Below are 22,922 nucleotides of genomic sequence, written 5' to 3'. Positions count from 1 at the left end.
GCCCTCAGTCGTATTTTTCGTAGATCACGAAGGGAATGCGCGTCGCGAGCGTGTCATAGAGCCTGCGCGCCGTTTGATTGTTCTCTTCCGTGGTCCAGTAGACAATGGGAATGTCCGCCGATTTCGCCGCCGCGTTCACCGCTTCGATCAGCGCGCGCCCGACGCCCCTGCCGCGCGCCTCCGGCACGGCGAAAAGGTCCATGAGATAGCAGGTGTCCTCCGCGGACCACAGGATCCGGTGAAACAGGAAATGCGCGAGGCCCACGGGCCTGCCGTCAAGTTCCGCGATCAGCCCCTGGTATTCGCCCGGCGCCCTGCTCAGCATCCGCGCGAAGGCGGTGTCAAAGACTGCTTGGGGCAGCGTGGTGTCGTAAAAAGCGAGGTAAGCGGTCCACATCCGCGCCCATTCGGCGCGATCCTCCAGCGCCAGCGGTCGTATGGTGATGTCGTCTGTCATGCTGGTCCCCGCCCGATCGTCCGCTCAGGTGGCGCGATAATCCCGCGCGGGTCAAGACGCGCCGCGTTTTCCTGCGCGCTTATGCCGCGAATCAGGGCATTCTGCCCGCGATTGCCCGACAGGAGCGCGCCCTTGACCCGACCCAACATCCTTTTCATCCAGTGCGATCAGCTGACCGCCGATGTGCTGAACGCCTATGGCAATGATATCGCCGTGACGCCCAATCTCGACCGACTGGCGGAAGGCGGGCTGGTGTTCGAGAACGCTTATTGCAACTATCCGCTCTGTTCGCCCAGCCGCGCGTCGATGGCGGCGGGGATGCTGGCGTCGCGCATCGGGGCCTATGACAACGCTTCGGAATTTCCCGCCTCGATCCCGACATACGCACACTACATGCGCGCGCTTGGCTATCAGACCTGCCTGTCGGGCAAGATGCATTTCATCGGCCCCGACCAGCTTCACGGCTTCGAGCGGCGGCTGACCTCGGACGTCTACCCGTCCGACTTCACATGGACGCCCGACTGGCTTGCCGACGGGTTCCACGGGGCGACCGACATGCGGATGCTGACGGTGTCGGGGCCATCTGCGCGCAACGTGCAGATCGACTATGACGAGGACGTCGCCGCGCGCGCGGTGCAATTCATTTATGACGCGCCGCGCGCGCAGGATACGCGCCCGTTCTTTCTCCAGGTGTCGTTCACCCATCCGCACGATCCCTATCTCTGCCAGCCGAAACACTGGGATCTCTACCCGGATGGCGTGCCGATGCCGCGCACCGCGCGCCCCGACGACGCAGACAACGACCCGCATTCGCTGCGCATCCTGTTCCAGCACGGGCTGCGCGACGCCGAGATCACCGACGAGATGATCCAGCGCGCGCGCCGCGCCTATTGCGGCTCGGTCAGCTTCATAGACGACAAGATCGGCGACCTGATGGCCGCGCTGGCGCAGAGCGGGCAGGCCGGGAACACCGTCATCGTCTTCACCACCGATCACGGCGAAATGCTGGGCGAGCGTGGGCTGTGGCTCAAGAAGACGTTCTTCGACGGCTCGACCCGGCTGCCGTTCATCATGAACGGTGCGGGGCGGATAGAGCCGGGTCGCAGCGCGGCGCTGGTGTCGCTGGTCGACCTGCTGCCAACGCTGGTGGCGCTCGGCGCGACCGGGGATGCGCCGGCGCCGGTCGACGATCTTGACGGGACCGACATCCTCGCGCTGCCGCGCGCGGGCTTCGGTGAGCGCCCGATGCTGGGAGAGCTGCTTTGCGAGGGGATCAACGCGCCGATCTTCATGATCCGGCGCGGCCGGTTCAAGCTGGTGATGTCCGAAGGCGACCCCCCGATGCTGTTCGACCTCGAGGCGGACCCCGAGGAGCGGACCAACCTCGCACGCGACCCGGCCCATGCAGGAACGCTGAAGGAGCTTGGCGACGAAGTGCGCCAACGCTGGGACAACGCCGCGCTCAGCCGGGACGTGCTACGCTCGCAGCAGCGGCGGCAGCTGATCAACAAGGCGACGGAACAGGGGATCAAGCCGCGCTGGGATCACACGCCCACCGACGACAGCGATGAACGGTACTACCGCAACAAGCAGCACTACAACACATGGGCCTTCGATCACCTCGAGGCGCCGTCAACGGGGGATTAGTACCGGCCCGCCTGGATGCGCAGCTGGCGCGCGCGCGACAGGATCGCGTCCTCGACCGCGCGCTGCGTGCCGGCGGCCACCGGCCGCCCGCCCTGCGATTGCAGCGCCACGTTGAGCGAACGCGCATCAAGCGCCGGATCGCTGATCAGGATCGTCGCGCGGTAGGCGCGCCCACCGCCCGGCGGCACGCCGTAGCCGGTGGTGATCACACCGGTGAACGGGTCCGCCGCCTGCACCGGCAGGAAGTCGAGCACGTCGAGCGCCGCGGTCCACAGGAAGCGGTTGACCTTGACCCCCGCTTCCTTGCCGCGGAAGGCGTCCAGCAGGCTGGTGCCGGAGGTGACCGGGGTGGTCTTGTTCGGGCCGCTTTCGACCTTGATCGCGTCGGGGTCGAATTTCGGCGGCTCGTCCCCGCAGGCCGCCACCATCACAAGGCAGGCCAGCATCGCGATTGCGCGTTTTGCAGAAAAGAGGATCATACCACCGTCCGACATTGATTGCTCTTCCCTACTATCCAAGCCGGGCCAGCGGAGCAAGCGGTTTAGCCCTCATGCCGCTTGACGGTTTGCATCCGCGCGTGGCTGGTTTACCTCTGACGCTGACAGCCCCGGCAGGAGAAAGCCCCATGAGCCTCGAGGAGATCAAAGCCCGCATCCGCGCCGCCGCCAAGTCCGCCGGGCGCGACCCGGATTCCGTCACGCTGATCGCCGTGTCCAAGCTCCAGCCCGATGCGCGCGTCGAGGCGGTGCTTGAGGACGGGCACCGCTCGTTCGGCGAGAACCGCGTGCAGGAGGCGGCGGGCAAATGGCCGGATTTCCGCGAACGTTTCGACGGGGTGGACCTGCACCTGATCGGCCCGCTGCAAAGCAACAAGGTGCGCCAGGCGATGGGTCTCTTCCAGGCGTTCCATTCGGTCGACCGACCCAAGCTGGCGCGCACCATCGCGCGCATCGCGCAGGAGGAAGGGCATTGCCCCGACATCTTCGTTCAGGTCAACACCGGCGAAGAGGATCAGAAGGCCGGCGTCCCGCCCGCCAAGACGGATGCGCTGGTGGAGGAATGCCGGGCGCTGGATTTGCCGCTGCGCGGGTTGATGTGCATTCCCCCCGTTGAGGAGGAACCCAGCCTGCACTTCGCGTTGCTGGCGAAAATCGCGGAACGCAACGGCCTGCCCGGCCTGTCGATGGGCATGAGCGGCGACTTCGAGAGCGCCATCGCGCAGGGCGCGACCCATGTCCGCGTCGGCAGCGCCATCTTCGGCGCGCGCGACGCGGGCTGAAAGCGACGGGTCAGGATTTGTCGATCAGGAAGTTTTCCATCGGGACGCCATTCGCGACAGCTTCCTTGAGCCAGTTGGGCTGACGGCCCCGCCCGCTCCAGGTCAGGTCGGGGTTTTCCGGGTGGCGGTATTTCGGCGCGGCCCGTTTGCGCGGTTTAGAGGAACTCCGCTGCTGTTTTCCCTCACCGCTTTCGCTGCCATCGATCAGTTCATTGAAGGAATAGCCCATTTCGCGGGCCTTTTCCTTGAGCGTCTTCAGCGCCTCCTTGCGCTCGCGCTTTTCGCGAGACGCGATCGCGCGATCCACCTTTGCGCGCAACGTGGTCAATTCGCGCGTGGTCATCTTTTTGAGGTCGATCTGGCTCATTCAATTTCCTTTTTTGTTCTTCATGCAGTTATAAACGCGTTCTTTAGTCGGATAATATTAACCGCGCAAATCATTTCGATTGCCACACGTTTTCCAACGGCAATTCCGCGTAAAGAAAATTCGTCGAATTTTCTCCGCGCTATTGCGAAGGCGTCACGATCAACCGGGCGCCGGGCGCGACATGGCGCGCGATTCCGAGCAGGTGATCGCGCCTGAGCGCGACGCAGCCCTCGGTCGGATGGCCGGGGCGGCGCCACTGGTGCATGAAGATGCAGGACCCCCGCCCCGGCACGGCATTCGGCCAGTTCCAGTCCGTCACGAGGATGAGATCGTAAAGCGGATCGGCCCGGCGCAGCACTTCGTGGCTGGCGCCATAAGGCGCGCGGACATGGGTGTTGTAGGCCGCATCTTCGCTTGCGTCCGACCACAGGTCGCCGGGGCGCAGCTGCGTGGCCCAGTCGGCGGGGCGCGCCATGCGGTCGGGGCGGTAGAACATCTGCACGATGCGATGCGCGCCGGTGGGCGTCGCCATGTCGCCCTCGCGCTTGGTCGCGCTTATCCCCCCGCGCCCGATCGTGCAGGGGTAGCGCCGCCCGCGAAAACGCAGGCCGGTGGGGGTGAGAACCATGTCATGCGGCGTCATGCCCCCTTCTGCCCCATCCCCGCCCCCGGGGGAAGTCAGAAGGACGCCTCGGGGCGGAAGGCTTTGGGGATGGCGTCGACGCCGTCGAGCACCAGGTCGGCCATGACCTCGCCCGCCTTGGGCGCCATGCCAAAGCCGATCTTGAACCCGCCATTGGCGATGAACTGGCCGTCGTGCAGAGGATGCGCGCCCAGCATCGGCGCGCGGCTGCGGCTGCGCGGGCGCAGCCCGGCCCAGCGCTGCACGACCGGCGCGTCGGCCAGCGCCGGCACCGCGGCGCGCGCGGCGGCGATCACGGCGTCGAGCTGCGCATCGGTCGCGGTGGCGTCGGCAAAGTCGCGCTCCGAGGTGGAGCCAACGGCGACGGTGCCGTCGGCGTGGGGCACGACATGCACCCCGCCGGCGAAGATCTGCGGGCAGACGTCGGCGTCGAAGGCCAGGAGCGCCGCCTGCCCCTTGACGCCCGCGCCGACGCTGCGGGTATGCGCCGCGCTCAGCGCCGCGAGCCCCGCCGCCCCGGTCGCCCAGACGACACGGCCCTCATCCGGAGCGTCCGTCACCACCTCGCCGCCGCGCGACATGATCGCCGCAGCGAGCGCGGCGCAGGCGCGGCGCGGGTGGATGCGCGCGCTGAGCGTGTCGCGGATCAGCAGGCCGGTCGGGCTCTGGGGCGTCCATCCCTTGTCGGCGGCCTTGACCACCTCCCAGGTCGCGCGCTCCCCCCAGAGCGCGCGCGCCCCCTCGGCCCGGTCACGGGCGAGCGCAAGGGCGGCATCGTCGGTGATCGGCTGCAACCGCCCGAGCCGGGCGTAGCCCGGATCGCGCCCGGCAATCGCGCGGATCTCGGTCCAATAGGTTTCGGCCATCAGCAGGCTGTCGAGCTGAAACGCCTTCTTCGTGTTCCACTGTTCGGGCACATGCGGCGCCAGCGCGCCGACGATCCCGCCCGAGGCGCCAGCCCCCGGGCCGCAGGGGTCGATCACCCGCACCCGCGCCCCGCGCCGCGCGCAGGACCACGCAACCGAAAGGCCAAAGATCCCCGCCCCGCGCACCGTCACATCGGCCATTGCCAATCCCCGTCTCCCTCTGCATGGTCGCCCGCGCCTGCCGGACGCTTCCGGCGCGGGTTTAGAGGAATGAGCGATGCAGGGCCAGCAGGCCGAACTCGACTGGCGCGCGGGCGACGTCCCGGTGAGCCGGCGGTTCGATGATCCCTATTTCAGCCTCGAGAACGGGCTGGCCGAGACGCGGCACGTGTTTCTCGCGGGCAACGGTTTTACCGAGCGGCTCCGAGACGGATTCCACGTGGCCGAACTGGGCTTCGGCACCGGGCTCAACATGCTCTGCGCGCTGCTGGCGTGGCGCGATGCAGGCGCGCCGGGGCGGCTGCGGCTCACCTCGTTCGAGGCCTACCCGATGAGCGCGGAAGACATGGCCCGGGCGCTGGCGGCGCATCCCGAACTCGCCGATGTCGCGCCGCCGCTACTGGCGGGCTGGCGCGCGGGCGAGCGGCGGATCGGCCTGGGCCATGGCGCGACGCTCGAGGTGATCGAGGGCGACGCGCGCGCCACGCTGCCGCGCTGGGACGGGCGGGCCGACGCATGGTTCCTCGACGGATTCTCGCCCGCGCGCAACCCGGAACTCTGGCAGCCGGAACTCATGCGCGCGGTGTTCGAGCACACCGCCCCGGGCGGCACGGCGGCGACCTACACCGCCGCCGGTTTCGTGCGCCGCGGGCTGGCCGACGCGGGGTTCGCGGTGACGCGCGCGCCGGGTTACGGGCGCAAGCGGCACATGACCACGGCGCGGCGCGCGCCATGACCGAGCAGAACCAGCGCCTCGGCATCGCGCTCATGATGCTCGCCACCGTCATCTTCGCGATCCAGGACGCGGTATCGCGTTATCTCGCGAGCGAATACAACGTCTATCTGATCATCATGATCCGCTACTGGTTCTTCGCCGCCTTCGTGATCACCCTCGCCAGCCGCCGCCCGGGCGGCCTGCGCGCCACCGCCCGCACACGCCAGCCGCTGGTGCAGGGCGCGCGGGGGCTGCTGCTGGTAATGCAGATCTGCACCATCGTCTATGGTTTCACGCAGCTCGGGCTGATCGAGAGCCACGCGGTTCTCGCCTGCTCTCCGCTGCTGGTCGCCGCGCTGTCGGGTCCGGTTCTGGGCGAGCGGGTGGGCTGGCGGCGCTGGTCGGCCATCGGAATCGGATTCATTGGGGTGCTCATCATCCTGCAACCCGGCGTCGGCGCGTTGCAGCCGCTTGCCGTCATCCCGCTGATCGCCGCGCTGCTGTTCGCGCTTTACGGGCTGCTCACCCGCTATGCCGCGCGCGCCGACAGCGCCGCGACCAGCTTCTTCTGGACGGGCGTGGTGGGGGCGGTCGGCATCACGCTGGTCGGCGTCTGGCACTGGGAGCCGATGGCGCCGCGCGACTGGCTCTGGATGGGGATGCTCTGCCTGACCGGGGTGAGCGGGCATTTCACGCTCATCAAGTGCTACGAGGTCGCCGAAGCCAGCGCCGTACAGCCCTTTGCTTACCTGCAACTGGTTTTCATCAGCGCGCTCGGCGTGCTGATCTTCGAGGAGGCGATCCGCCCCAACGTCGCGGCGGGCGTCGTCATCGTGGTGTCGGCTGGGCTCTTCACCCTCTGGCGGGAGCGCAGGGCCGCCTGAGGCGGGACCCCTTCGGCGAGAGTATCCGAAGAACGTTGAAAGAGCGCGCCGCTCAGCCAGAGTCGAGCGTCGACGGAATCGTTGCGCCGATGAGCTCCTTGCTGAACGGGATCGGCAGGGGATCCGCGCCCAGCAGCGCGCGGTAGATCGGCAGGCTTTCGGCGACGCGCTGGACGTAATTGCGGGTTTCGCGGAAGGGGATGTGCTCGATCCAGTCGATCACGTCCATGTCGCCCGCCCGCGGATCGCCGAAATCCGCCATCCAGCGGATAGGCCGTCCCGGCCCGGCGTTGTAGCCGGCCGAGATCATCACCACGTTGCCGTCGAACCGGTCGGAGAGTTGCGCAAGGTAGGTCGCGCCCAGCCGCGCGTTATAGGCCCAGTCGCCCTGCACGCGGCCCGCCTCATGCTTGATCCCGAGGTCGCGCGCCACGTCCCGCGCCGTGCCCGACATCAGCTGCATCAGCCCCTGCGCGCCCGCGCCGCTGGTGACGCTGAAATCGAACTCGCTCTCGCGGCGCGCGATGGCGAGCGCCATTTCGGCGGGCACCGGCAGGCTCATCTGCGTCAGTGGATGCAGCGCGTAATATGCATGCGGCAGTATGATCCCGCGCCGCGCGGCCGCCTTGCCCAGCATCACCCGCAAATGCGGCGATGCAAGGTCGTCGAGCATCCTCGACATCTGCCGCAGCCCCGTTTCATCGAGCGTGTCCGCGAGCGCGAGGAACAGCCGTTCGGCCAGATTGAGCCGCCCCGAGGCAAGCGCGAGGATTCCCGCCTGCGCCAGCGTCGATTTTGCGAATTCCGCATCCCGCCAGGGCGGCGGGTCCGGCTGATCCAGTCCCACGTCGAACCCGAGTCCCGCCTTTTCGGCGGCGAGCAGCCCATAAAAGCTGGTCTGGTGATGCGCGCCCTGCGCATAGGCGATCTGCGCCGCCTCGCCGTCGCCCAGCGCCTCCTGCGCGCGACCGATCCAGTAGCCGGCCCGGCCCATGGAGATCGGCGATTCGACGCCGGCGCGCAGCCGCTGAAAATGGTCCAGCGCCAGCGCCGGTTCATCGAGGAAGCGCAGCGCGATATAGCCCGAGAGCCATTCGAGATCGGCGAAGGCCGCCCCCTCGGCAAGCTGGTGATGCGCGGCGAGGTCGTAGGCGGCCGCGTAATCGCCCGCGCGCATCATCCGCCGCGCCAGGCTGCGCCGCCAGCTTGCCCAGCGCGGCGGCTCGCCCAAGCCTCCCTCGATGCGGCTCTGGGTGCGCATGAGCGCCATCGCCTTCTCGGGCTGGTTCTGTTCCAGGAACCTGTTGAACCGCGCATGAGCGATCCCCGCATCCGTCCGCCGCGCAAGCGGAAGCGCGGCCAGCGCTTCCTCGATGTCGTTCTCGCCACGCTCGATCGCGCGCCACAGCTCGGCCACGGCGCGCTCCTCCTGCGAGACCAGCGGCAGCATCAGCGCGCTGTCGCGCAAGCCCCGCCAGAGCGTCATACGCAGCCGCGCGACGTGATGCTCCCCAAGCAGCGGGCCATAGGCTTCGAGAAACGCCAGGTGCTCTTGCGTCGAGAGGTCCATCGTGCGCCAGGCCAGCACCACGGTCGCCTCGGCCTCGCCGCGCTGGCCGATCTTCGTCAGCGCCCTGGCGTAGCGCAGCACCCCCTTCGCGGTCTGCGGCTGCCCGCCGGCATGGAGCGCGATCACCTCGGCGTCGCTTGCGTCCTCGAAGGCCGGTTCGGAACGTTTGCGCAGGTAATCGAGCCCCGGCCAATCGGGATGCGCCGCAAGAAAGGCCTGCACCTCGTCGGGGGCGCCCTCGCCGGCGCGCAGGCGATACCATTCGATGATCGCCTCCGCCGCGGCGCCGTCGCGCGCCGCGATCTGCGCCGCGCGATCCCAGCGCCCCGCCGCCGCCGCGTCAAGCGCACTTGCCAGCGGGCGCGGCGGGCGCGCTGACGCCTCCTGCGCGCGCGCCTGCGGCAGGACGCATATCAGCGCCAGGCAAACCATGAAAACGCGCAACATCCCTTGCATTTCCCGCCCTGTCGAAGGATAGACAGCGCCAACCTATGCGCGCGGACGGAGGCCGTCCAATAATATTCCCGGCATCGCGCGCCAAACCCCGTGTCCGGAAAGGAGCGCGCCATGATCAAAGGTTCCATGCCTGCCCTCGTCACGCCGTTTTCGGGCGGCGAAGTCGATTTCGGGACGCTGCGAAAACTGGTGGAGTGGCATATCGGGGAAGGCAGCCACGGCCTCGTGCCCTGCGGCACCACCGGCGAAAGCCCGACGCTCAGCCACGAGGAACACGAGGCCGTCGTCGAGGAAGTGGTGCGCGCCGCGCGCGGCCGCATCCCGGTGATCGCCGGGGCGGGCAGCAACAACACCGTCGAATCGATGCGCTTCATGAAGCACGCCGAGAAGGTTGGCGCCACCGCCGCGCTGGTGGTCACGCCTTATTATAACAAGCCCACCCAGCGCGGGCTGATCGCGCATTTCCGCGCGCTGCACGATTGCTGCGAATTGCCGATCGTCATCTACAACATCCCCGGCCGCTCGGTCGTGGACATGGCTCCCGCGACGATGGGCGAACTTGCGAAGCTGCCGCGGATCATCGGCGTGAAGGACGCGACCGGCGATCTCGCCCGCGTTTGCCAGCAGCGCATCGCCTGCGGGACCGATTTCATCCAGATTTCAGGCGAGGATCCGACGGCGCACGGCTTCAACGCGCAAGGGGGAACGGGCTGCATCTCGGTCACGGCCAACGTCGCGCCGAAACTCTGCGGGCAACTGCAGGAGGCGACGCTTGCGGGCGATTATTCAAAGGCGCTCGAACTCCAGGACCGGCTGATGCCGCTGCATCTGGCGATCTTCGCCGAACCGGGACTCGTCGGCGTCAAATACGCCATGTCGCGGCTCGATCTTTGCAGCGAAGAAGTCCGCTCGCCGCTGACCGGCCTTTCGGACAATACCAAGGCGCTGGTCGAGGAAGGGCTGCGCCACGCCGGGCTGCTGAACTGAACGACGAGAAAATCCTGCGAATTTTCTGCGCGCTCCCCCGATCCGGGCGGCGCGGGCGGCAGGTGGCGGCTTGAGTATTTTCACAAAGAAGAAGCAACGGTTCCTTAACCTTGGCGTGGTTCAAGGGTGTCGCGGTACAGGCTGGAGAGCCGATGACCGCCAAAGGAGAAGGCGCCCCGCCTGCCGCCCATAGGATCAGTGGTCCGGCGCGGAGGCGGGGCGCCCGACCAGTCCTTCTTCTTTGTGCAAATACTCCAATCCCGCGGGCGTGACCGGGCGATCGGTTCAGTCGACGCGCCGCACCATCAACTGGTTGCCCTCGCGGCGCGTCTCGAGCACCTTGATCGCCGCGATCAGATCGCTCAGCTTCTTGTGGCCATAGCTGCGGGTGTCGAAATCCGGGTTGGCGGTGGTGATCTGCTGACCCAGCCGCCCCAACGCATACCAGTCGCTGTCCTGGTCGATGCTATCCATCGCCTTGAAGAGCAGGTCGCGCGCCTCGTTGAAGTTCTGGGCGGTGCGGCGCTGCGGGGTTTCCTCGGGTTGGCCGCCGAGATTCTCGAGGTAAATGAATCGCTTGCACGCCTTGCGGAACGCTTCGGGCGTCTTCTTGGCACCGATGCCGAACACGTCGAGCCCCTGTTCGCGGATGCGGCTGGCCAGCCGGGTGAAATCGCTGTCGGACGACACCAGCACGAAGCCGTCGAAGCGCCCCGAATGCATCAGGTCCATCGCGTCGATCACGAGCGCGATGTCGCTGGCGTTCTTGCCCACCGTGTTGGCGGGCTGGTGGTGCGGCACGAGACCGAACTCGGCCTGCACCTTGTTCCAGCCGCTCATCTGCTGCGAGGAGAAGTCGCCGTAGCAGCGGCGCACCGACGCCTCTCCGATGCTGGCGATCTCGTCGAAGACGGCCTTGGTCCAGCGGGGCGAGGTGTTGTCGGCGTCAATCAGGACGGCGAGAAGCGGCGTGCGTTCGGACATGAATGGTCTCCTTTGCCCCTACATGCCCGATCCCGCGCGCCGGCGAAAGCGGTTCACGCTCCGTCGCCGCCGATCTTGTCCTGCGTGCGGGTTTCGAAATCGCTCGCGGCGTGGCGTTCGCGCAACTGGCCCTCGGGCGCGCCCGAGCTCTTGTTGACCATGCGGCCGCGCTTGACGGCCGGACGCGCGGCGATCATCTTCGCCCAGCGCTGGAGGTTCTCGTAGCTGCCGGTGTCGAGGAACGTATCCGCATCGTCATATGCCTGGCCGAGCGCCAGTTGTCCGTACCACGGCCAGATCGCGATATCGGCGATGCTGTAATCCTCGCCCGCGATATGGGTGCGCTCGGCCAGTTGCCGGTCGAGCACGTCGAGCTGGCGTTTCACCTCCATCGCGAAGCGGTTGATGGGATACTCGTATTTCTCCGGCGCATAGACGTAGAAATGTCCGAAGCCTCCGCCAAGGTAGGGCGCGCTGCCCATCTGCCAGAAAAGCCAGTTCAGCACCTCGGTGCGCTGGCTGCCCGATGCGGGCAGGAAGGCGCCGTATTTTTCCGCGAGGTGCAGCAGGATCGACCCGCTCTCGAACACCCGGACGGGCGAGGCGCCCGAGCGGTCCACCATCGCCGGGATCTTGGAGTTGGGATTGATTTCGACGAAGCCGCTGCCGAACTGGTCGCCCTCGCCGATGTCGATAAGCCAGGCGTCGTATTCCGCGTCATGCCCCGCCTCGAGCAGTTCCTCGAGCATCACCGTCGCTTTCACGCCGTTGGGCGTGGCAAGCGAATAGAGCTGGAGGGGATGCTCGCCGACCGGCAGATCCTTGTCGTGCGTAGGACCGGCGATGGGCCGGTTGGTCGAGGCGAAGACGCCGCCGCTTTCCTTGTCCCAGGTCCAGACCTCGGGCGGGGTGTAGTTATCGTCGGCCATGTCTCGGGCTCCTGAAATTGATGTCTGGCGGATACCTAAGCCGCGCGACGCCGCGCGCAAGAGGGCGCGTCGGACCCCGGCCTCCGCGCCGGGGTCTCATGGCCTGTCCGGAGCGGATCAGGTCCGCGGGCGGGGCGCGGGATGCGCCCGCCTCAATACACGACGACCGAGCGGATCGATTCGCCCGCATGCATCATGTCGAACCCCTTGTTGATCTCATCCAGGGTGAGCGTGTGGGTGATCATCGGGTCGATCTCGATCTTGCCGTCCATGTACCAGTCGACGATCTTCGGAACATCCGTGCGCCCGCGCGCGCCGCCGAAGGCCGTGCCGCGCCAGACGCGCCCGGTGACGAGCTGGAAGGGACGGGTCGCGATCTCCTGCCCCGCGCCGGCGACGCCGATGATGATGCTCTCGCCCCAGCCCTTGTGCGCGGATTCCAGCGCCTGGCGCATCACCGTGACGTTGCCCGTGGCGTCGAAGGTGTAGTCGCCCCCGCCGCCCGTCAGTTCCACCAGATGCGCGACGATGTCGCCGTCGACCTTCTTGGGGTTGACGAAATCGGTCATGCCGAAATGGCGCGCCATTTCCGCCTTGTCGTCGTTAAGATCGACGCCGACGATCTGGTTCGCGCCCGCCAGCCGCAGCCCCTGGATGACGTTGAGCCCGATGCCGCCCAGCCCGAAGACGATCGCGTTGCTGCCGATCTCGACCTTGGCGGTGTTGATGACCGCGCCGATGCCGGTGGTCACGCCGCAGCCGATGTAGCAGATCTTGTCGAACGGCGCGTCCTTGCGCACCTTGGCGAGCGCGATTTCCGGCATCACCGTATGGTTGGCGAAGGTCGAGCAGCCCATGTAATGCAGGATCGGCGTGCCATCGAGCATCGAGAAGCGGCTGGTGCCGTCGGGCATCACCCCCTGCCCCTGCGTCGCGCGGACCGCCTGGCAGAGGTTGGTCTTGGGGTTGAGGCAGTATTCGCATTCCCGGCATTCCGGCGTGTAGAGCGGAATCACGTGATCGCCGGGCTCAAGGCTGGTCACGCCCTCGCCCACCTCGAGCACGACGCCCGCGCCCTCATGGCCGAGAATGGCGGGGAACGCGCCCTCGGGATCGGCGCCCGACAGGGTGAAATCGTCGGTATGGCAGAGGCCCGTGGCCTTGATCTCGACCAGCACTTCGCCCGCCTTGGGGCCGTCGAGATTCACTTCCATGATTTCCATCGGCTTGCCCGCCTCGAGGGCGACGGCGGCTTTGGTGCGCATGTCCGGCTTCCTTTCAACCTTGATCCGGCGCGACTCTGGGCGAAAGCCCGCGCAGTTTCAACAGCCTTTGGCGACCTGCGGTTGAAAGCGGCGCGGAACGCGCCAAAGTGGAGGGGAAAGGACCGGAGAGCGAACCGACATGAAATACCCGATGATCCTCACTGCCGCGCTGTTCAGCGCCGCCTGCGTGCCCGAGTCCGCACCGCGGGACGCCAACCTGACCAACCCCGGCCCGGACGCCTGCGGCGCCTCGGCCTATGCGGACACGGTCGGCACGCCGCGCGCGGACCATGATTTCACCGATGGCGACCGCCCGCTGCGGATCATCCCGCCCGATTCCGCCGTCACGATGGATTACCGCGCCGATCGGCTCAACGTCGACATCGACGAGGACGGGATCGTCACCCGGGTCTGGTGCGGATAGTCGCAGCTCGCGAATTCTCTTGCCTTGCGCGCACTTCGGGGCAACTCTGGCAGCATGACATACCAATCGCCCACCCCCCTCGCCGGCCGAGGCGACGCCGAGCGGGTCGCGTTCCACCGCACTGAGCTCGCCCCGATCCTGTCGCTTTACGGGCGCATGGTCGCCGCCGGGGAGTGGCGGGATTACGGCATTTCCTCCCTGCGTGACGTGGCGGTGTTTTCGATCTTCCGGCGCACCGCGGAACATCCGCTCTACCGGATCGAGAAGCGGCCCCGCCTGCGCGGCAGGCAGGGACAATACGCGGTGATCGGCATGGACGGGCGCATCCTGAAACGCGGCGGCGATCTCAGGACCGTGCTGCGCGTGCTCGAGCGCAAGATGATCCGCGCGGTGGAGTGAACGCCGCGCGGACCTGCGTCATTCGCGGTGATACGGCGTGCCCGCCAGGATCGTCGCGGCGCGGTAAAGCTGCTCGGCCAGCATCACCCGGGCGAGCATGTGCGGCCAGACCATCGGCCCGAAGGACAGCGTGAACCGCGCAGTCGCGCGCAGCGCGGGGTCGATACCGTCCGCGCCGCCGATGACGAAAGCCACGTCGGACGCGCCGTCGTCGCGCCAGTCGGCCAGGCGGCGGGCGAGTTTCGGGGAACTCAGCAGCGCGCCGCGCTCGTCCAGCATCACCCGCAGCGCGCCGTCGGGGATGGCGCGTTCAAGCAGGGTAGCCTCGCCGGTCATGCCGCCGCCCTTGCGCTCGTCCACCTCGTGTTCGCCGAGCGGCCCGAGCGAGAGCGCCCGGCCGGTGCGTTCAAACCTCTTGAAATAGTCGTCCAGCAAAGCGCGTTCAGGACCGGGGCGCACCCGGCCGACCGCGCAGACATGCAGCCGCATTCAGCCCGAAGAGGTCGCGGCCGCCTGTTCGCCGGCGGGCAGCCACATCTTTTCCAGCTGGTAGAAGTCGCGCACCTCGGGGCGGAAGACATGGACGATCACGTCGCCGGTGTCGATCAGCACCCAGTCGCCCGCGTCCTTGCCCTCGACCCGCGTGCCGAGATCAGACTTGAGCCGCTCGGCCAGCTTTTCCGCGATGGACGAAACCTGGCGCGACGACCGGCCCGAACAGATCACCATGTAATCGCCTATGGCGGACTTGCCGCGCAGGTCGATCTTGACGATATCCTCGGCCTTGTCTTCGTTCAGGGATGAAATTATGCGGGCCAGTTGCTCCTCGCCGGATGCGCCCGCGATGGAGGCCGCAGCGGGCCTCCCGGTGTCGGCGGCATGCGCCGCGTGGGTCGTAAAAGACAGGACGATGTCCTCCTCTGTCGCGCACCGCCTCAAGCAAGCCGGGGTGCCGGGCCTGCCCCGAAGGTAGCAATCGGCGCGGCCCGTTTCAATGAAAGGCGCAGAAATTTCGGCGCATTTTGCAGGATCGTGCCCAATATGGCGCTCGCCCCTGACCCGGGACCGCCGGACACGCGCGAAACGTCTTGCGCCGTCAGGCCCGCGTCGGCGCGGCGCCGTCCTCGGCATCGTTTAGCATCCGCACTTCGCGCTGCGGGAAGGGGATGGAAATGCCGTTCTCGCGGAACGCATCCCAGAGCGCGAGATAGACGTTGCCCCGGATATTGGTCAGCCCTGCCGTCGGATCCCGGATCCAGAAGCGCAGGATGTAATCCACCGAACTGTCGCCGAAACCGACGATATGGCACACGGGCGCCTTCATCCGCAGCACCCGATCGACGCTCGCCGCCGCCCCGATGGCGATGCGGCGCACCTCGTGCGGATCGTCGCCGTAGGCGGTGCCGAAATAGATGTCGAGCCGCACGAATTCGTTGGAATGGGACCAGTTGACCACCTGCCCGGTGATCAGATCCTCGTTCGGGATCAGGTATTCCTTGCCGTCGCGGGTGAGCACGCTCGCATAGCGCGCGCCCAGCGTCTGGATCCAGCCGAACGTCTCGCCCAGGCTGATGACGTCGCCCGGCTTGATCGACTTGTCCAGCAGGATGATGACCCCCGACACGAGGTTGGAGACCACCTTTTGCAGACCGAAGCCGAGGCCGACGCCGATGGCCCCCGACAGGACCGCGAGGCCGGTCAGGTCGACCCCCACCGTACGCAACCCGATGAAGAACGCCGCCCCGTAAAGCGCGACCTGCACGAACTTGACCGCCAGCACCTGCATCGAGGGGCTGATTTCCTCGTTGCGTCGGATCTGGCCGCTGGCCGTGCTCGACGCCAGCCGCGCCACGAAAATCAGCGCCCAGAGGACGGCGACCGCCTGCACCACGAGCCAGGCCGACAGGCGCGTCTCGCCGATCGTGACCGAAAGGGAATCGAGCAGGCTCTGCGCCTCGTCGGTGAGATCGAGGATGATCAGCGTGGCCCATGTCCAGCCCGCGTAACGCACCACCGCGCGGATGAACCCGTTGGTAATCAGCCGGGTGACGATGGCGATCACCAGCCAGGCGAGCGCGAGGCTCCCGGCGATGCCGATCAGGTAGGACCGGCTGGGCCATGTCGCCTCCTGCATGATCCAGTAGGTCGGCCAGGCGGTCAGCACGAAGAAGACCAGCCGCAAGCGGCGGTGCAGCATGACCAGAAGGCGCATCCGCCACTTCGGCCAGCCCTCGCGGGTGCGCATCCAGTCGTGCAGCCTTGGGCCGAAAATGGCGCGCAACAGGTGCGCCACGACGAACAACGCAAGGATGATGCCGATCTGATAGGCGTTCCACGGCCGCATCAGGCCGAGAATGAAACTGTTGGTCTGCCCCAAGATGCCAAGCGCGATGTCCTGCACCTGCTGGGCCGGATCGGCCGCAGCGGCGGCCCCGCTCGCTGATTGCGCGTCTGTCGCCATTCGCACCAGAATGCCCCGCGCTTTCCATCACGGCAAGCCTGCACTGGACAGCCGCGGCGGATTCGCGTCACATGCCCGCGATTTGCCGTCGAAGGTGCCCGACATGACCACAGCCCTCCTGACCCACGCCGATTGCCTGCGCCACGCCACCCCGCCGGGCCACCCCGAGCGGGTCGCGCGGCTCGAACATCTGTTGGCCGCGCTCGAAGGCAAAGTTCTGGAGCGCATGGAGGCGCCGCTGGCCGAAGAGGCCGACCTGCTGCTGGCGCATTCCGCCGAGCATGTCGAAACGATCCGCGCGGCGGAGCCCGCGGCGGGAGCCGCGCAACTGGACCCGGACACGTATATTTCGCCCGGCTCACTGGACGCGGCGCTGCGCGGGGTGGGCGGCGCGGTGCGCGCGGTCGACATGGTTCTGGCCGGCGAAGCCGCCAACGCCTTTGTCGCCTGCCGCCCGCCGGGCCATCACGCGGAGCGCGCCACGCCGATGGGGTTCTGCCTGTTCGGCACGGTCGCGATCGCGGCGAAGCACGCGCTGGAGCGCCACGGACTTGGCCGCGTGGCGATCGTCGATTTCGATGTGCACCACGGCAACGGCACGCAGGACATCGCCTGGGACGACCCGCGCATCCTGTTCTGCTCGACCCACCAGATGCCGCTTTTCCCCGGCACTGGCGACCCGGGCGAAACCGGGGTGGACGGCAACATCCTCAATGTCGCGCTGCATGACGGCGCGGGCGGCAGCGCGTTCCGGCAGGTGATGGAGGCGCAGGTGCTGCCCGCCGTCGACGCCTTCGCGCCCGAACTTCTGCTCGTTTCCGCCGGGTTCGACGCGCATCGCGACGACCCGCTCGCGGGGCTGATGCTGGAGGACAGTGATTTCACCTGGATCACCGAGCGGCTTTGCGACCTCGCCGACAAGCATTGCGGCGGCAGGCTGGTTTCAAACCTCGAAGGCGGCTACGACCTCGCCGCGCTTGCGCGCTGCGCCGCCGCTCATGTCGACGTGCTGATCGCGCGCGGCGCGGACTGAGAGAAATGCGCGCCGGGCTGGTCCTGCTCTGCCTCGCCTATGTGCTGAGCCAGTTCTTCCGCGCCTTCCTCGCGGTGCTGGGCGGGGTGCTGGGCCGCGACCTCGGCGCCACGGCCGAGGATCTCGCCTTCGCCTCGGGGATGTGGTTCCTCGGCTTCGCGGCGATGCAGCTGCCCATCGGCTGGGCGCTCGACCGGGTGGGGCCGCGGCGCACGGCCGCCGTGCTGCTGGCGCTCGGCGGCGGCGGGGGATCGGCGCTGTTCGCGATGGCCGCGGCGCCGGGGCATGTGACGCTGGCGATGATGCTGATCGGGATCGGCTGCGCGCCGGTCCTGATGGCCTCCTACTACATCTTCGCGCGGCAATTCCCGGTGGCGCGTTTCGCCACGCTGGCGGCAGTGATGCTGAGCGTGGGATCGACGGGCAACCTCGTGGCGTCCTGGCCGATGGCGTTTGCCGCCGAAACCTTCGGCTGGCGCGCCTCGCTCTGGGGGCTGGCGGTGATCGCCTTCGCGGTGGCGGGCGGCATCGCGCTTGTGCTGCGCGACCCCGACGCGGTCGAGGGCGGCGCGCGCGGCTCGATCCTCGATCTGCTGCGGATGCGCGCGCTCTGGCCGATCCTGATCCTGATGTTCGTCTCCTACGCGCCCGCCGCGGCGATCCGGGGCCTCTGGATCGGCCCCTATCTCGGCGATGTCTTCGGCCTGCGAACCGGGCAGATCGGCCAGGCGACCCTGGTGATGGGCGCGGCGATGATCGCGGGGACGTTCCTGTACGGTCCGCTCGACCGGCTGCTCGGCACGCAGAAATGGGTGTGTTTCGGCGGCAACCTCGTCTGCGCGGCGGCGACGCTCGCGCTCGCACTGCTGGTGGGGCATGGCGTCGGACTGTCGGTCGCGCTCTGCGCGGTGATCGGCCTTTTCGGGGCAAGCTTTCCGCTGGTGGTGGCGCACGGGCGCAGCTTCCTGCCGCCGCACCTTGCCGGACGCGGCGTGACGTTGATGAACCTCTTCGGCATCGGCGGGGTCAGCGTCATGCAGTTCGGCTCGGGCCCGCTGCACGCGGCGGCGCTCGCGCGCGGCGGGACCGGGGCCGCCTATGCGACGCTGTTCGCGTTCTTCGGGATCGTGATCCTCGCCGGGACGCTGATCTACCTGCTGAGCCGTGACGCCCCGCGCTGATCGAAGCCCTTCCAACCCCCGCGCTTTGCGTCTAAGAGGCCAGTGCAATTCGATCCGGAGAGGACATCATGGGCTACAACGTCGTCGTCGTCGGCGCCACGGGCAACGTGGGCCGCGAAATCCTGAACATCCTGGCCGAGCGCCATTTCCCGGTCGACGAGATCGCCGCGCTGGCGAGCCGCCGGTCGCTGGGAACCGAGGTGAGCTTCGGCGAGCGGACGCTCAAGACGCAGGATCTCGACGCGTTCGACTTCACTGGCTGGGACATCGCGCTGTTTGCCGTCGGCTCTGACGCGACGAAGCAATACGCGCCCAAGGCCGCCGCGACGGGCTGCGTCGTGATCGACAACTCTTCGCTCTACCGCTACGACGCGGACGTGCCGCTCGTGGTGCCCGAGGTGAATCCCGAGGCGGTCGAGGATTGTGCGAAGAAGAACATCATCGCCAACCCCAACTGTTCGACCGCGCAGATGGTGGTGGCGCTCAAGCCGCTGCATGACCGCGCGCGGATCAAGCGCGTGGTGGTAAGCACCTACCAATCGGTGAGCGGCGCGGGCAAGGACGGCATGGACGAACTCTGGGAGCAGACCAAGGCCGTCTACAATCCCACGGCCGAGGTGGCGCCCAAGAAGTTCCAGAAGGAAATCGCCTTCAACGTCATTCCCCATATCGACGTCTTCATGGAGGACGGATCGACCAAGGAGGAATGGAAGATGGTGGCCGAGACCAAGAAGATCGTGGACCCGGCGATCAAGGTCACGGCGACCTGCGTGCGGGTGCCGGTCTTCGTCGGCCACTCGGAGGCGATCAACATCGAGTTCGAGGAGTTCCTCGACGAGGACGAGGCCCGCGACATCCTGCGCGAAAGCCCCGGCATCATGGTGATCGACAAGCGCGAATCCGGTGGCTACGTGACGCCCAAGGAATGCGTCGGCGATTACGCCACATTCATCAGCCGCATCCGCCAGGACAGCACGATCGAGAACGGGCTGAACCTCTGGTGCGTCAGTGACAACCTGCGCAAGGGCGCCGCATTGAACGCGGTGCAGATTGCCGAGACGCTGGGCAACCGGGTGTTGAAGAAGGCCTGAACGTCAGAACGGTTCGATCACGTCGAAATCATCCGGCGGCGCGTCGCGCGGGCGCGCCGTGCCAAGGATACGGTCGGCCAGGTGACGATGCGCGTGTCCCGGAAGGGGCGCGCCGAAGCGGCGCATGAGCGCGCCGTACGCGTGACCGAGCTCGGACGCCTTGCAGAGCCGCGCGCCGCCCGGCGCCTCGTGCAGGGCGAGCCCGCCGCCGGCCTCGCGCAGCGCGTAGCCCTTGGCGCACAGGCGGTCGTTCAGGTCCTCCCATGACGTGGCGCGCGCGAAATCCGAGGCGAGGAGGACCCGCAAGGGGCCGAGGAGCTGCTCATCCGCCCGGTTGGGCGTCTTCGCGTTGCGCGTGGAGCGCCTGATTTCCGCGCCGATCGCCTCGCGCATGAACTGCCCCGGCGTGATGTCGCGCGCGTGCGCCAGGCGCCGGACGGCCTGCACCGCCTCGGTCGGCAGTCGCAATGTGACGTGTTCGGTTCTCATGCCGCCACGCTGGCCCGATCACGGTTAATTTAGCGTGAATCCGCACAATTTTCCGCGCCGCGCTTGCAATGCTCTCATACCCGGCAAAGATTGTGCGCATCCAACCGGAGGAAATTTCATGCGCGCCTTGTCCCTCGCTCTCGCCATTCTGCCCACCGCCCTCTTCGCCGAGGACATTCCGCTCGGCAGCGACGTGAGCGCGGTCACGCTCTATCCGCAGGGCGCCACGATCACCCGCGAAGCGCCCTTTGCCGCCCCCGCCGGGCGGCACGCCCTGATCCTCACCGACCTGCCGCTCGGCACGCCACTGTCGAGTGTCCGAGTCGCGGTCGACGGCGCCGAGATGGGCGGCGTGACGGCGCGAAACCGTTTCGTGCCGCCGCGGGGCGACACCGACAGCGCCGCGATCAAGGCCGCCGAGGAAGAGGTCGAGCGGCTCGAGGAGGAGATGCGCAACCGGCAGGCGGAAGTGCAGGATATCCGGCTCGAGGCGGGGGCGGCGAAGGCGCGGGTCGCCTTCCTCGAGCAGATCGGCAAAGGCGAAGGGGTCGCCGGCCTCGACATCTCGGCGTTGCGCGATCTCGTCGGCCTGATCGGCCGGGAAACCCTGTCCGCCGAACGCGACGCCCATGACGCCTTGCGCCGCGCCGACGCGGCGGAGCGCGCGCTGAGGGACCTCTCCGAAGAGTTGAAGGCCGCGCGACAGGCGCTGGCGGCCCTGGTTCCCGAACCCGAGGAACGCGCGATGCTGTCCGTCGCCATCGCAGGCGACAAGGCGATGGAAGGCATGATGACGATCACCTACATGGTTCCGGGCGCTTCATGGCGGCCGGTCTATGACCTGCGGCTCGACCGCGCGAGCGGCGCGCTCGCGATCGAGCGCGGCGCTTTCGTCGCGCAATCGACCGGCGAGAACTGGGAGGATGTCGCGCTGCGCCTCTCGACGGTGCGCCCGTCCGAACAGACCACGCCAAGCGACCTCCCGCCCGAGCGGCGCTGGGTCATGGAAAAGCCGAAAGACGGCCCCGTTCCGCTGGCCTCCGCCGCGCCCGCGCCGATGGTGATGGCCGAAGAGGCGCAGGACATGGCCGCCGGCGCCGCGTTCAAGCGTGTGACCGCAGAGGCCGAATTTGACGGACTGGCCGTAACCTACACCTACCCCGAACCGGTTTCCATCGCCAGCGGCGCCGATTACATGCGTCTCACGCTCGACACGCTCGAGACCGGGGCGGATGTCTTTGCCGAGGCGGTTCCGCTGCTGGATGAAACCGCGTTCCTGATGGCGAAATTCACCAACGACATGGGCGAATTGATCCTGCCCTCGGCCGAGGCGAATTTCTACCTCGACGGCGCCTACCAGGGGCAACGCGGCATCGCCCTGATCGCGGCGGGGGCCGAGGAAACTTTGTCCTTCGGTCCGATCGAGGGATTGCGTCTGACCCGCACGGTGCTGGTCCGCGAACAGGGCGCGAGCGGCGTCATCTCGAAATCCAACGACCTCAGCGAAGAGGTCCGCATCGAGGTCGAGAACCTCACCAAGGAGACCTGGCCGGTGCGCCTGCTGGACCGCGTCGCCTATTCTGAGCAGGAGAAGCTGACGATCACCTGGAGCGCGGACCCCGAGCCAACCGAGACCGATATCGACGGCAAGCGCGGCGTGCTCGCCTGGGAGTTCGACCTTCCCGCCGGAGAGACGCAGAAGATCGGGCTGAAGTCCGACCTCGAATGGCCGGAGGGGATGATCCTGCGCTGAGCCGCGGCGGGGCGAAGCAGGGGCTGCAATCGCCCCGCATCGTGCCATCCGGCGACGCCTGGCCGGGAGCCGCAGAGTTTGCGTATCTATCGGACCATTGAAGGGGTCCGGGCGCGTTCCCCGCGGCCAGAGGTCACCGGCTGCCTGCGAGGTTCGTCTCAGACCGGCGTGAACGTGCCCGTCGAGTGAATATACTGCTCGAGCTCCCCGCTGCCGATGTCGAGCCAGAGGCCGTGCATCGTCAGTCGCCCCTCGTCGATGGCGCTTTCCACGAAGGGAAAGGTGGTGAGGTTGTCGAGCGAGACCAGCACGGTTTCCTTTTCGAGCGCGCGCAGGCGCTCGGCCTCGTCCTCGATATGGGCCACGCGGTCGTAGCCGGGGCGCAGGATGTCCATCCAGCGACCGACGAAGCTCGACTTGTCCTCGAGCTCGGGCGCGGTGCCGGCGCACATCTGGTCGCAACCCGCGGCGCCGCCGCAGTGAGAGTGGGCCATGATGATAAGGTGCGCGATATTGAGGTTCATCACCGCGTATTCGATCGTCGCCGACGTGCCGTGCTGCCCGCCGCTGGCGTCGTAGGGCGGCACCAGGTTGGCGATGTTGCGGTGGATGAAGAATTCGCCCTGGTCGGCGCCGAAGATCGAAGTCACATGCACCCGGCTGTCACAGCAGGAAATGATCATCGCGCGCGGACGCTGGCCCTTTTCGGCAAGCAGGCGATACCACGGCTTGTTGTCGGCGTAAGTCGTGGCTTTCCAGCCGTGATAGCGATTGATCAGGTAGGGCGGCAATGGATGGGTGCGGTGCATTTCAATCCCTTTCG

25 protein-coding genes are annotated in these 22,922 nt (G+C 67.5%); 11 read left to right on the top strand and 14 right to left on the bottom strand.

Translation table 11 applies throughout. The annotated features are described in order from the left end of the window. Positions 1-4: 4 nt before the first annotated feature. Positions 5-457, bottom strand: a complete 453-nt coding sequence (locus D6850_RS01880; protein WP_121163350.1) for a GNAT family N-acetyltransferase — start codon at positions 455-457, stop codon at positions 5-7. A 132-nt stretch (positions 458-589) separates the two neighbouring features. On the opposite strand from D6850_RS01880, the gene betC reads away from it, so the two are divergent. Next, on the top strand, positions 590-2,104 hold the full coding sequence (betC, locus tag D6850_RS01875; RefSeq protein WP_206019186.1) for a choline-sulfatase: 1,515 nt from the start codon (positions 590-592) through the stop codon (positions 2,102-2,104). Here betC and D6850_RS01870 read toward each other — a convergent pair. Further along, positions 2,101-2,598 (bottom strand): DUF3576 domain-containing protein, encoded by a 498-nt coding sequence (locus tag D6850_RS01870; protein WP_245964068.1) that lies wholly within the window; start codon positions 2,596-2,598, stop codon positions 2,101-2,103. The genes betC and D6850_RS01870 overlap by 4 nt on opposite strands. Before the next feature lie 131 nt (positions 2,599-2,729). Here D6850_RS01870 and D6850_RS01865 point away from each other — a divergent pair, with 131 nt between their 5' ends. After that, positions 2,730-3,383: a YggS family pyridoxal phosphate-dependent enzyme gene (locus tag D6850_RS01865; RefSeq protein WP_121163345.1), complete on the top strand. Its 654-nt coding sequence runs from the start codon at positions 2,730-2,732 to the stop codon at positions 3,381-3,383. 10 nt (positions 3,384-3,393) lie between these two features. Here D6850_RS01865 and D6850_RS01860 read toward each other — a convergent pair whose 3' ends face one another. The 3 genes from D6850_RS01860 to D6850_RS01850 all read right to left on the bottom strand — a co-directional run bounded on the left by D6850_RS01860 (position 3,394) and on the right by D6850_RS01850 (position 5,460). Next, complete coding sequence (locus tag D6850_RS01860) at positions 3,394-3,750, bottom strand: H-NS histone family protein (RefSeq protein WP_121163344.1); 357 nt, start codon at positions 3,748-3,750, stop codon at positions 3,394-3,396. A 139-nt stretch (positions 3,751-3,889) separates the two neighbouring features. Continuing rightward, positions 3,890-4,393, bottom strand: a complete 504-nt coding sequence (locus D6850_RS01855; RefSeq protein WP_121163342.1) for a L,D-transpeptidase family protein — start codon at positions 4,391-4,393, stop codon at positions 3,890-3,892. Between the two features lie 35 nt (positions 4,394-4,428). Next, positions 4,429-5,460, bottom strand: a complete 1,032-nt coding sequence (locus D6850_RS01850; RefSeq protein ID WP_121163341.1) for an NAD(P)/FAD-dependent oxidoreductase — start codon at positions 5,458-5,460, stop codon at positions 4,429-4,431. A 76-nt stretch (positions 5,461-5,536) separates the two neighbouring features. On the opposite strand from D6850_RS01850, the gene mnmC2 reads away from it, so the two are divergent. Beyond that, a complete protein-coding gene (gene mnmC2, locus D6850_RS01845; RefSeq protein ID WP_121163339.1) occupies positions 5,537-6,214 on the top strand; it encodes a tRNA (5-methylaminomethyl-2-thiouridine)(34)-methyltransferase MnmC2 in 678 nt (225 codons plus the stop codon). Beyond that, positions 6,211-7,077: a DMT family transporter gene (locus D6850_RS01840; RefSeq protein WP_121163337.1), complete on the top strand. Its 867-nt coding sequence runs from the start codon at positions 6,211-6,213 to the stop codon at positions 7,075-7,077. Before mnmC2 ends, D6850_RS01840 begins: the two co-directional genes overlap by 4 nt. Positions 7,078-7,129: 52 nt before the next feature. Here the strand turns inward: D6850_RS01840 and D6850_RS01835 are convergent, their stop codons facing one another. Further along, positions 7,130-9,094, bottom strand: a complete 1,965-nt coding sequence (locus tag D6850_RS01835) for a lytic transglycosylase domain-containing protein (RefSeq protein WP_245964067.1) — start codon at positions 9,092-9,094, stop codon at positions 7,130-7,132. Positions 9,095-9,214: 120 nt separating this feature from the next. Between D6850_RS01835 and dapA the strand changes: the two genes are divergently transcribed. Continuing rightward, positions 9,215-10,090 carry a 4-hydroxy-tetrahydrodipicolinate synthase gene (gene dapA, locus D6850_RS01830; protein WP_121163334.1) on the top strand — a complete coding sequence of 292 codons (876 nt, stop codon included), beginning with the start codon at positions 9,215-9,217 and terminating at the stop codon, positions 10,088-10,090. A gap of 285 nt (positions 10,091-10,375) precedes the next feature. Here the strand turns inward: dapA and D6850_RS01825 are convergent, their stop codons facing one another. The 3 genes from D6850_RS01825 to D6850_RS01815 all read right to left on the bottom strand — a co-directional run bounded on the left by D6850_RS01825 (position 10,376) and on the right by D6850_RS01815 (position 13,268). Next, positions 10,376-11,074, bottom strand: a complete 699-nt coding sequence (locus tag D6850_RS01825) for an NYN domain-containing protein (RefSeq protein WP_121163332.1) — start codon at positions 11,072-11,074, stop codon at positions 10,376-10,378. 53 nt (positions 11,075-11,127) lie between these two features. Then, positions 11,128-12,003 carry a glutathione-dependent disulfide-bond oxidoreductase gene (gene yghU / locus D6850_RS01820; protein WP_121163331.1) on the bottom strand — a complete coding sequence of 292 codons (876 nt, stop codon included), beginning with the start codon at positions 12,001-12,003 and terminating at the stop codon, positions 11,128-11,130. A gap of 152 nt (positions 12,004-12,155) precedes the next feature. Next, positions 12,156-13,268, bottom strand: coding sequence for an S-(hydroxymethyl)glutathione dehydrogenase/class III alcohol dehydrogenase (locus D6850_RS01815; RefSeq protein ID WP_121163329.1), 1,113 nt, complete (start codon positions 13,266-13,268; stop codon positions 12,156-12,158). Between the two features lie 139 nt (positions 13,269-13,407). Between D6850_RS01815 and D6850_RS01810 the strand changes: the two genes are divergently transcribed. Continuing rightward, on the top strand, positions 13,408-13,692 hold the full coding sequence (locus D6850_RS01810; RefSeq protein ID WP_121163328.1) for an I78 family peptidase inhibitor: 285 nt from the start codon (positions 13,408-13,410) through the stop codon (positions 13,690-13,692). 54 nt (positions 13,693-13,746) lie between these two features. Beyond that, entirely contained in the window at positions 13,747-14,091 is a 345-nt protein-coding gene (locus tag D6850_RS01805) for a DUF2794 domain-containing protein (protein ID WP_121163326.1), read from the top strand. 18 nt (positions 14,092-14,109) lie between these two features. Here D6850_RS01805 and rlmH read toward each other — a convergent pair whose 3' ends face one another. From rlmH to D6850_RS01790, 3 genes are all read right to left on the bottom strand, one after another. Next, on the bottom strand, positions 14,110-14,580 hold the full coding sequence (gene rlmH, locus D6850_RS01800; protein WP_121163325.1) for a 23S rRNA (pseudouridine(1915)-N(3))-methyltransferase RlmH: 471 nt from the start codon (positions 14,578-14,580) through the stop codon (positions 14,110-14,112). Beyond that, on the bottom strand, positions 14,581-14,937 hold the full coding sequence (gene rsfS, locus D6850_RS19660; protein ID WP_245964114.1) for a ribosome silencing factor: 357 nt from the start codon (positions 14,935-14,937) through the stop codon (positions 14,581-14,583). A 250-nt stretch (positions 14,938-15,187) separates the two neighbouring features. After that, positions 15,188-16,552 carry a mechanosensitive ion channel family protein gene (locus D6850_RS01790; RefSeq protein ID WP_121163321.1) on the bottom strand — a complete coding sequence of 455 codons (1,365 nt, stop codon included), beginning with the start codon at positions 16,550-16,552 and terminating at the stop codon, positions 15,188-15,190. Positions 16,553-16,655: 103 nt separating this feature from the next. On the opposite strand from D6850_RS01790, the gene D6850_RS01785 reads away from it, so the two are divergent. From D6850_RS01785 to D6850_RS01775, 3 genes are all read left to right on the top strand, one after another. Further along, the gene (locus D6850_RS01785) at positions 16,656-17,585 is read left to right on the top strand and encodes a histone deacetylase family protein (RefSeq protein WP_121165017.1); all 930 of its coding nucleotides are present in this window, start codon (positions 16,656-16,658) and stop codon (positions 17,583-17,585) included. 5 nt (positions 17,586-17,590) lie between these two features. Further along, the gene (locus D6850_RS01780; RefSeq protein WP_121163320.1) at positions 17,591-18,766 is read left to right on the top strand and encodes an MFS transporter; all 1,176 of its coding nucleotides are present in this window, start codon (positions 17,591-17,593) and stop codon (positions 18,764-18,766) included. Between the two features lie 68 nt (positions 18,767-18,834). After that, positions 18,835-19,857, top strand: coding sequence for an aspartate-semialdehyde dehydrogenase (locus tag D6850_RS01775; protein WP_121163319.1), 1,023 nt, complete (start codon positions 18,835-18,837; stop codon positions 19,855-19,857). A gap of 3 nt (positions 19,858-19,860) precedes the next feature. Here the strand turns inward: D6850_RS01775 and D6850_RS01770 are convergent, their stop codons facing one another. After that, the gene (locus tag D6850_RS01770) at positions 19,861-20,346 is read right to left on the bottom strand and encodes a hypothetical protein (RefSeq protein ID WP_121163318.1); all 486 of its coding nucleotides are present in this window, start codon (positions 20,344-20,346) and stop codon (positions 19,861-19,863) included. A 118-nt stretch (positions 20,347-20,464) separates the two neighbouring features. Between D6850_RS01770 and D6850_RS01765 the strand changes: the two genes are divergently transcribed. Beyond that, positions 20,465-22,099: a DUF4139 domain-containing protein gene (locus D6850_RS01765; protein ID WP_121163316.1), complete on the top strand. Its 1,635-nt coding sequence runs from the start codon at positions 20,465-20,467 to the stop codon at positions 22,097-22,099. Positions 22,100-22,257: 158 nt separating this feature from the next. On the opposite strand, the gene D6850_RS01760 is transcribed toward D6850_RS01765, so the two are convergent. After that, positions 22,258-22,908, bottom strand: coding sequence for a carbonic anhydrase (locus D6850_RS01760; RefSeq protein WP_121163315.1), 651 nt, complete (start codon positions 22,906-22,908; stop codon positions 22,258-22,260). Between the last annotated feature and the right edge of the window lie 14 nt (positions 22,909-22,922).

The organism is Roseovarius spongiae, from assembly GCF_003651245.1.
Taxonomy (GTDB): domain Bacteria; phylum Pseudomonadota; class Alphaproteobacteria; order Rhodobacterales; family Rhodobacteraceae; genus Roseovarius; species Roseovarius spongiae.
The sequence above is the reverse complement of the archived record's forward strand: the minus strand, read 5'-3'. Positions and strand labels throughout refer to the sequence as shown.

Excerpts from the sequence above, each read along its gene's own strand:
- D6850_RS01880 (WP_121163350.1), bottom strand. The coding sequence starts at position 457 with ATGACAGACGACATCACCATACGACCGCTGGCGCTGGAGGATCGCGCC.
- D6850_RS01870 (WP_245964068.1), bottom strand. The coding sequence starts at position 2,598 with ATGTCGGACGGTGGTATGATCCTCTTTTCTGCAAAACGCGCAATCGCG.
- D6850_RS01865 (WP_121163345.1), top strand. The coding sequence starts at position 2,730 with ATGAGCCTCGAGGAGATCAAAGCCCGCATCCGCGCCGCCGCCAAGTCC.
- D6850_RS01860 (WP_121163344.1), bottom strand. The coding sequence starts at position 3,750 with ATGAGCCAGATCGACCTCAAAAAGATGACCACGCGCGAATTGACCACG.
- D6850_RS01855 (WP_121163342.1), bottom strand. The coding sequence starts at position 4,393 with ATGACGCCGCATGACATGGTTCTCACCCCCACCGGCCTGCGTTTTCGC.
- D6850_RS01850 (WP_121163341.1), bottom strand. The coding sequence starts at position 5,460 with ATGGCCGATGTGACGGTGCGCGGGGCGGGGATCTTTGGCCTTTCGGTT.
- mnmC2 (WP_121163339.1), top strand. The coding sequence starts at position 5,537 with ATGCAGGGCCAGCAGGCCGAACTCGACTGGCGCGCGGGCGACGTCCCG.
- D6850_RS01840 (WP_121163337.1), top strand. The coding sequence starts at position 6,211 with ATGACCGAGCAGAACCAGCGCCTCGGCATCGCGCTCATGATGCTCGCC.
- D6850_RS01835 (WP_245964067.1), bottom strand. The coding sequence starts at position 9,094 with ATGTTGCGCGTTTTCATGGTTTGCCTGGCGCTGATATGCGTCCTGCCG.
- dapA (WP_121163334.1), top strand. The coding sequence starts at position 9,215 with ATGATCAAAGGTTCCATGCCTGCCCTCGTCACGCCGTTTTCGGGCGGC.
- D6850_RS01825 (WP_121163332.1), bottom strand. The coding sequence starts at position 11,074 with ATGTCCGAACGCACGCCGCTTCTCGCCGTCCTGATTGACGCCGACAAC.
- yghU (WP_121163331.1), bottom strand. The coding sequence starts at position 12,003 with ATGGCCGACGATAACTACACCCCGCCCGAGGTCTGGACCTGGGACAAG.
- D6850_RS01815 (WP_121163329.1), bottom strand. The coding sequence starts at position 13,268 with ATGCGCACCAAAGCCGCCGTCGCCCTCGAGGCGGGCAAGCCGATGGAA.
- D6850_RS01810 (WP_121163328.1), top strand. The coding sequence starts at position 13,408 with ATGAAATACCCGATGATCCTCACTGCCGCGCTGTTCAGCGCCGCCTGC.
- D6850_RS01805 (WP_121163326.1), top strand. The coding sequence starts at position 13,747 with ATGACATACCAATCGCCCACCCCCCTCGCCGGCCGAGGCGACGCCGAG.
- rlmH (WP_121163325.1), bottom strand. The coding sequence starts at position 14,580 with ATGCGGCTGCATGTCTGCGCGGTCGGCCGGGTGCGCCCCGGTCCTGAA.
- D6850_RS01790 (WP_121163321.1), bottom strand. The coding sequence starts at position 16,552 with ATGGCGACAGACGCGCAATCAGCGAGCGGGGCCGCCGCTGCGGCCGAT.
- D6850_RS01785 (WP_121165017.1), top strand. The coding sequence starts at position 16,656 with ATGACCACAGCCCTCCTGACCCACGCCGATTGCCTGCGCCACGCCACC.
- D6850_RS01780 (WP_121163320.1), top strand. The coding sequence starts at position 17,591 with ATGCGCGCCGGGCTGGTCCTGCTCTGCCTCGCCTATGTGCTGAGCCAG.
- D6850_RS01775 (WP_121163319.1), top strand. The coding sequence starts at position 18,835 with ATGGGCTACAACGTCGTCGTCGTCGGCGCCACGGGCAACGTGGGCCGC.
- D6850_RS01770 (WP_121163318.1), bottom strand. The coding sequence starts at position 20,346 with ATGAGAACCGAACACGTCACATTGCGACTGCCGACCGAGGCGGTGCAG.
- D6850_RS01765 (WP_121163316.1), top strand. The coding sequence starts at position 20,465 with ATGCGCGCCTTGTCCCTCGCTCTCGCCATTCTGCCCACCGCCCTCTTC.
- D6850_RS01760 (WP_121163315.1), bottom strand. The coding sequence starts at position 22,908 with ATGCACCGCACCCATCCATTGCCGCCCTACCTGATCAATCGCTATCAC.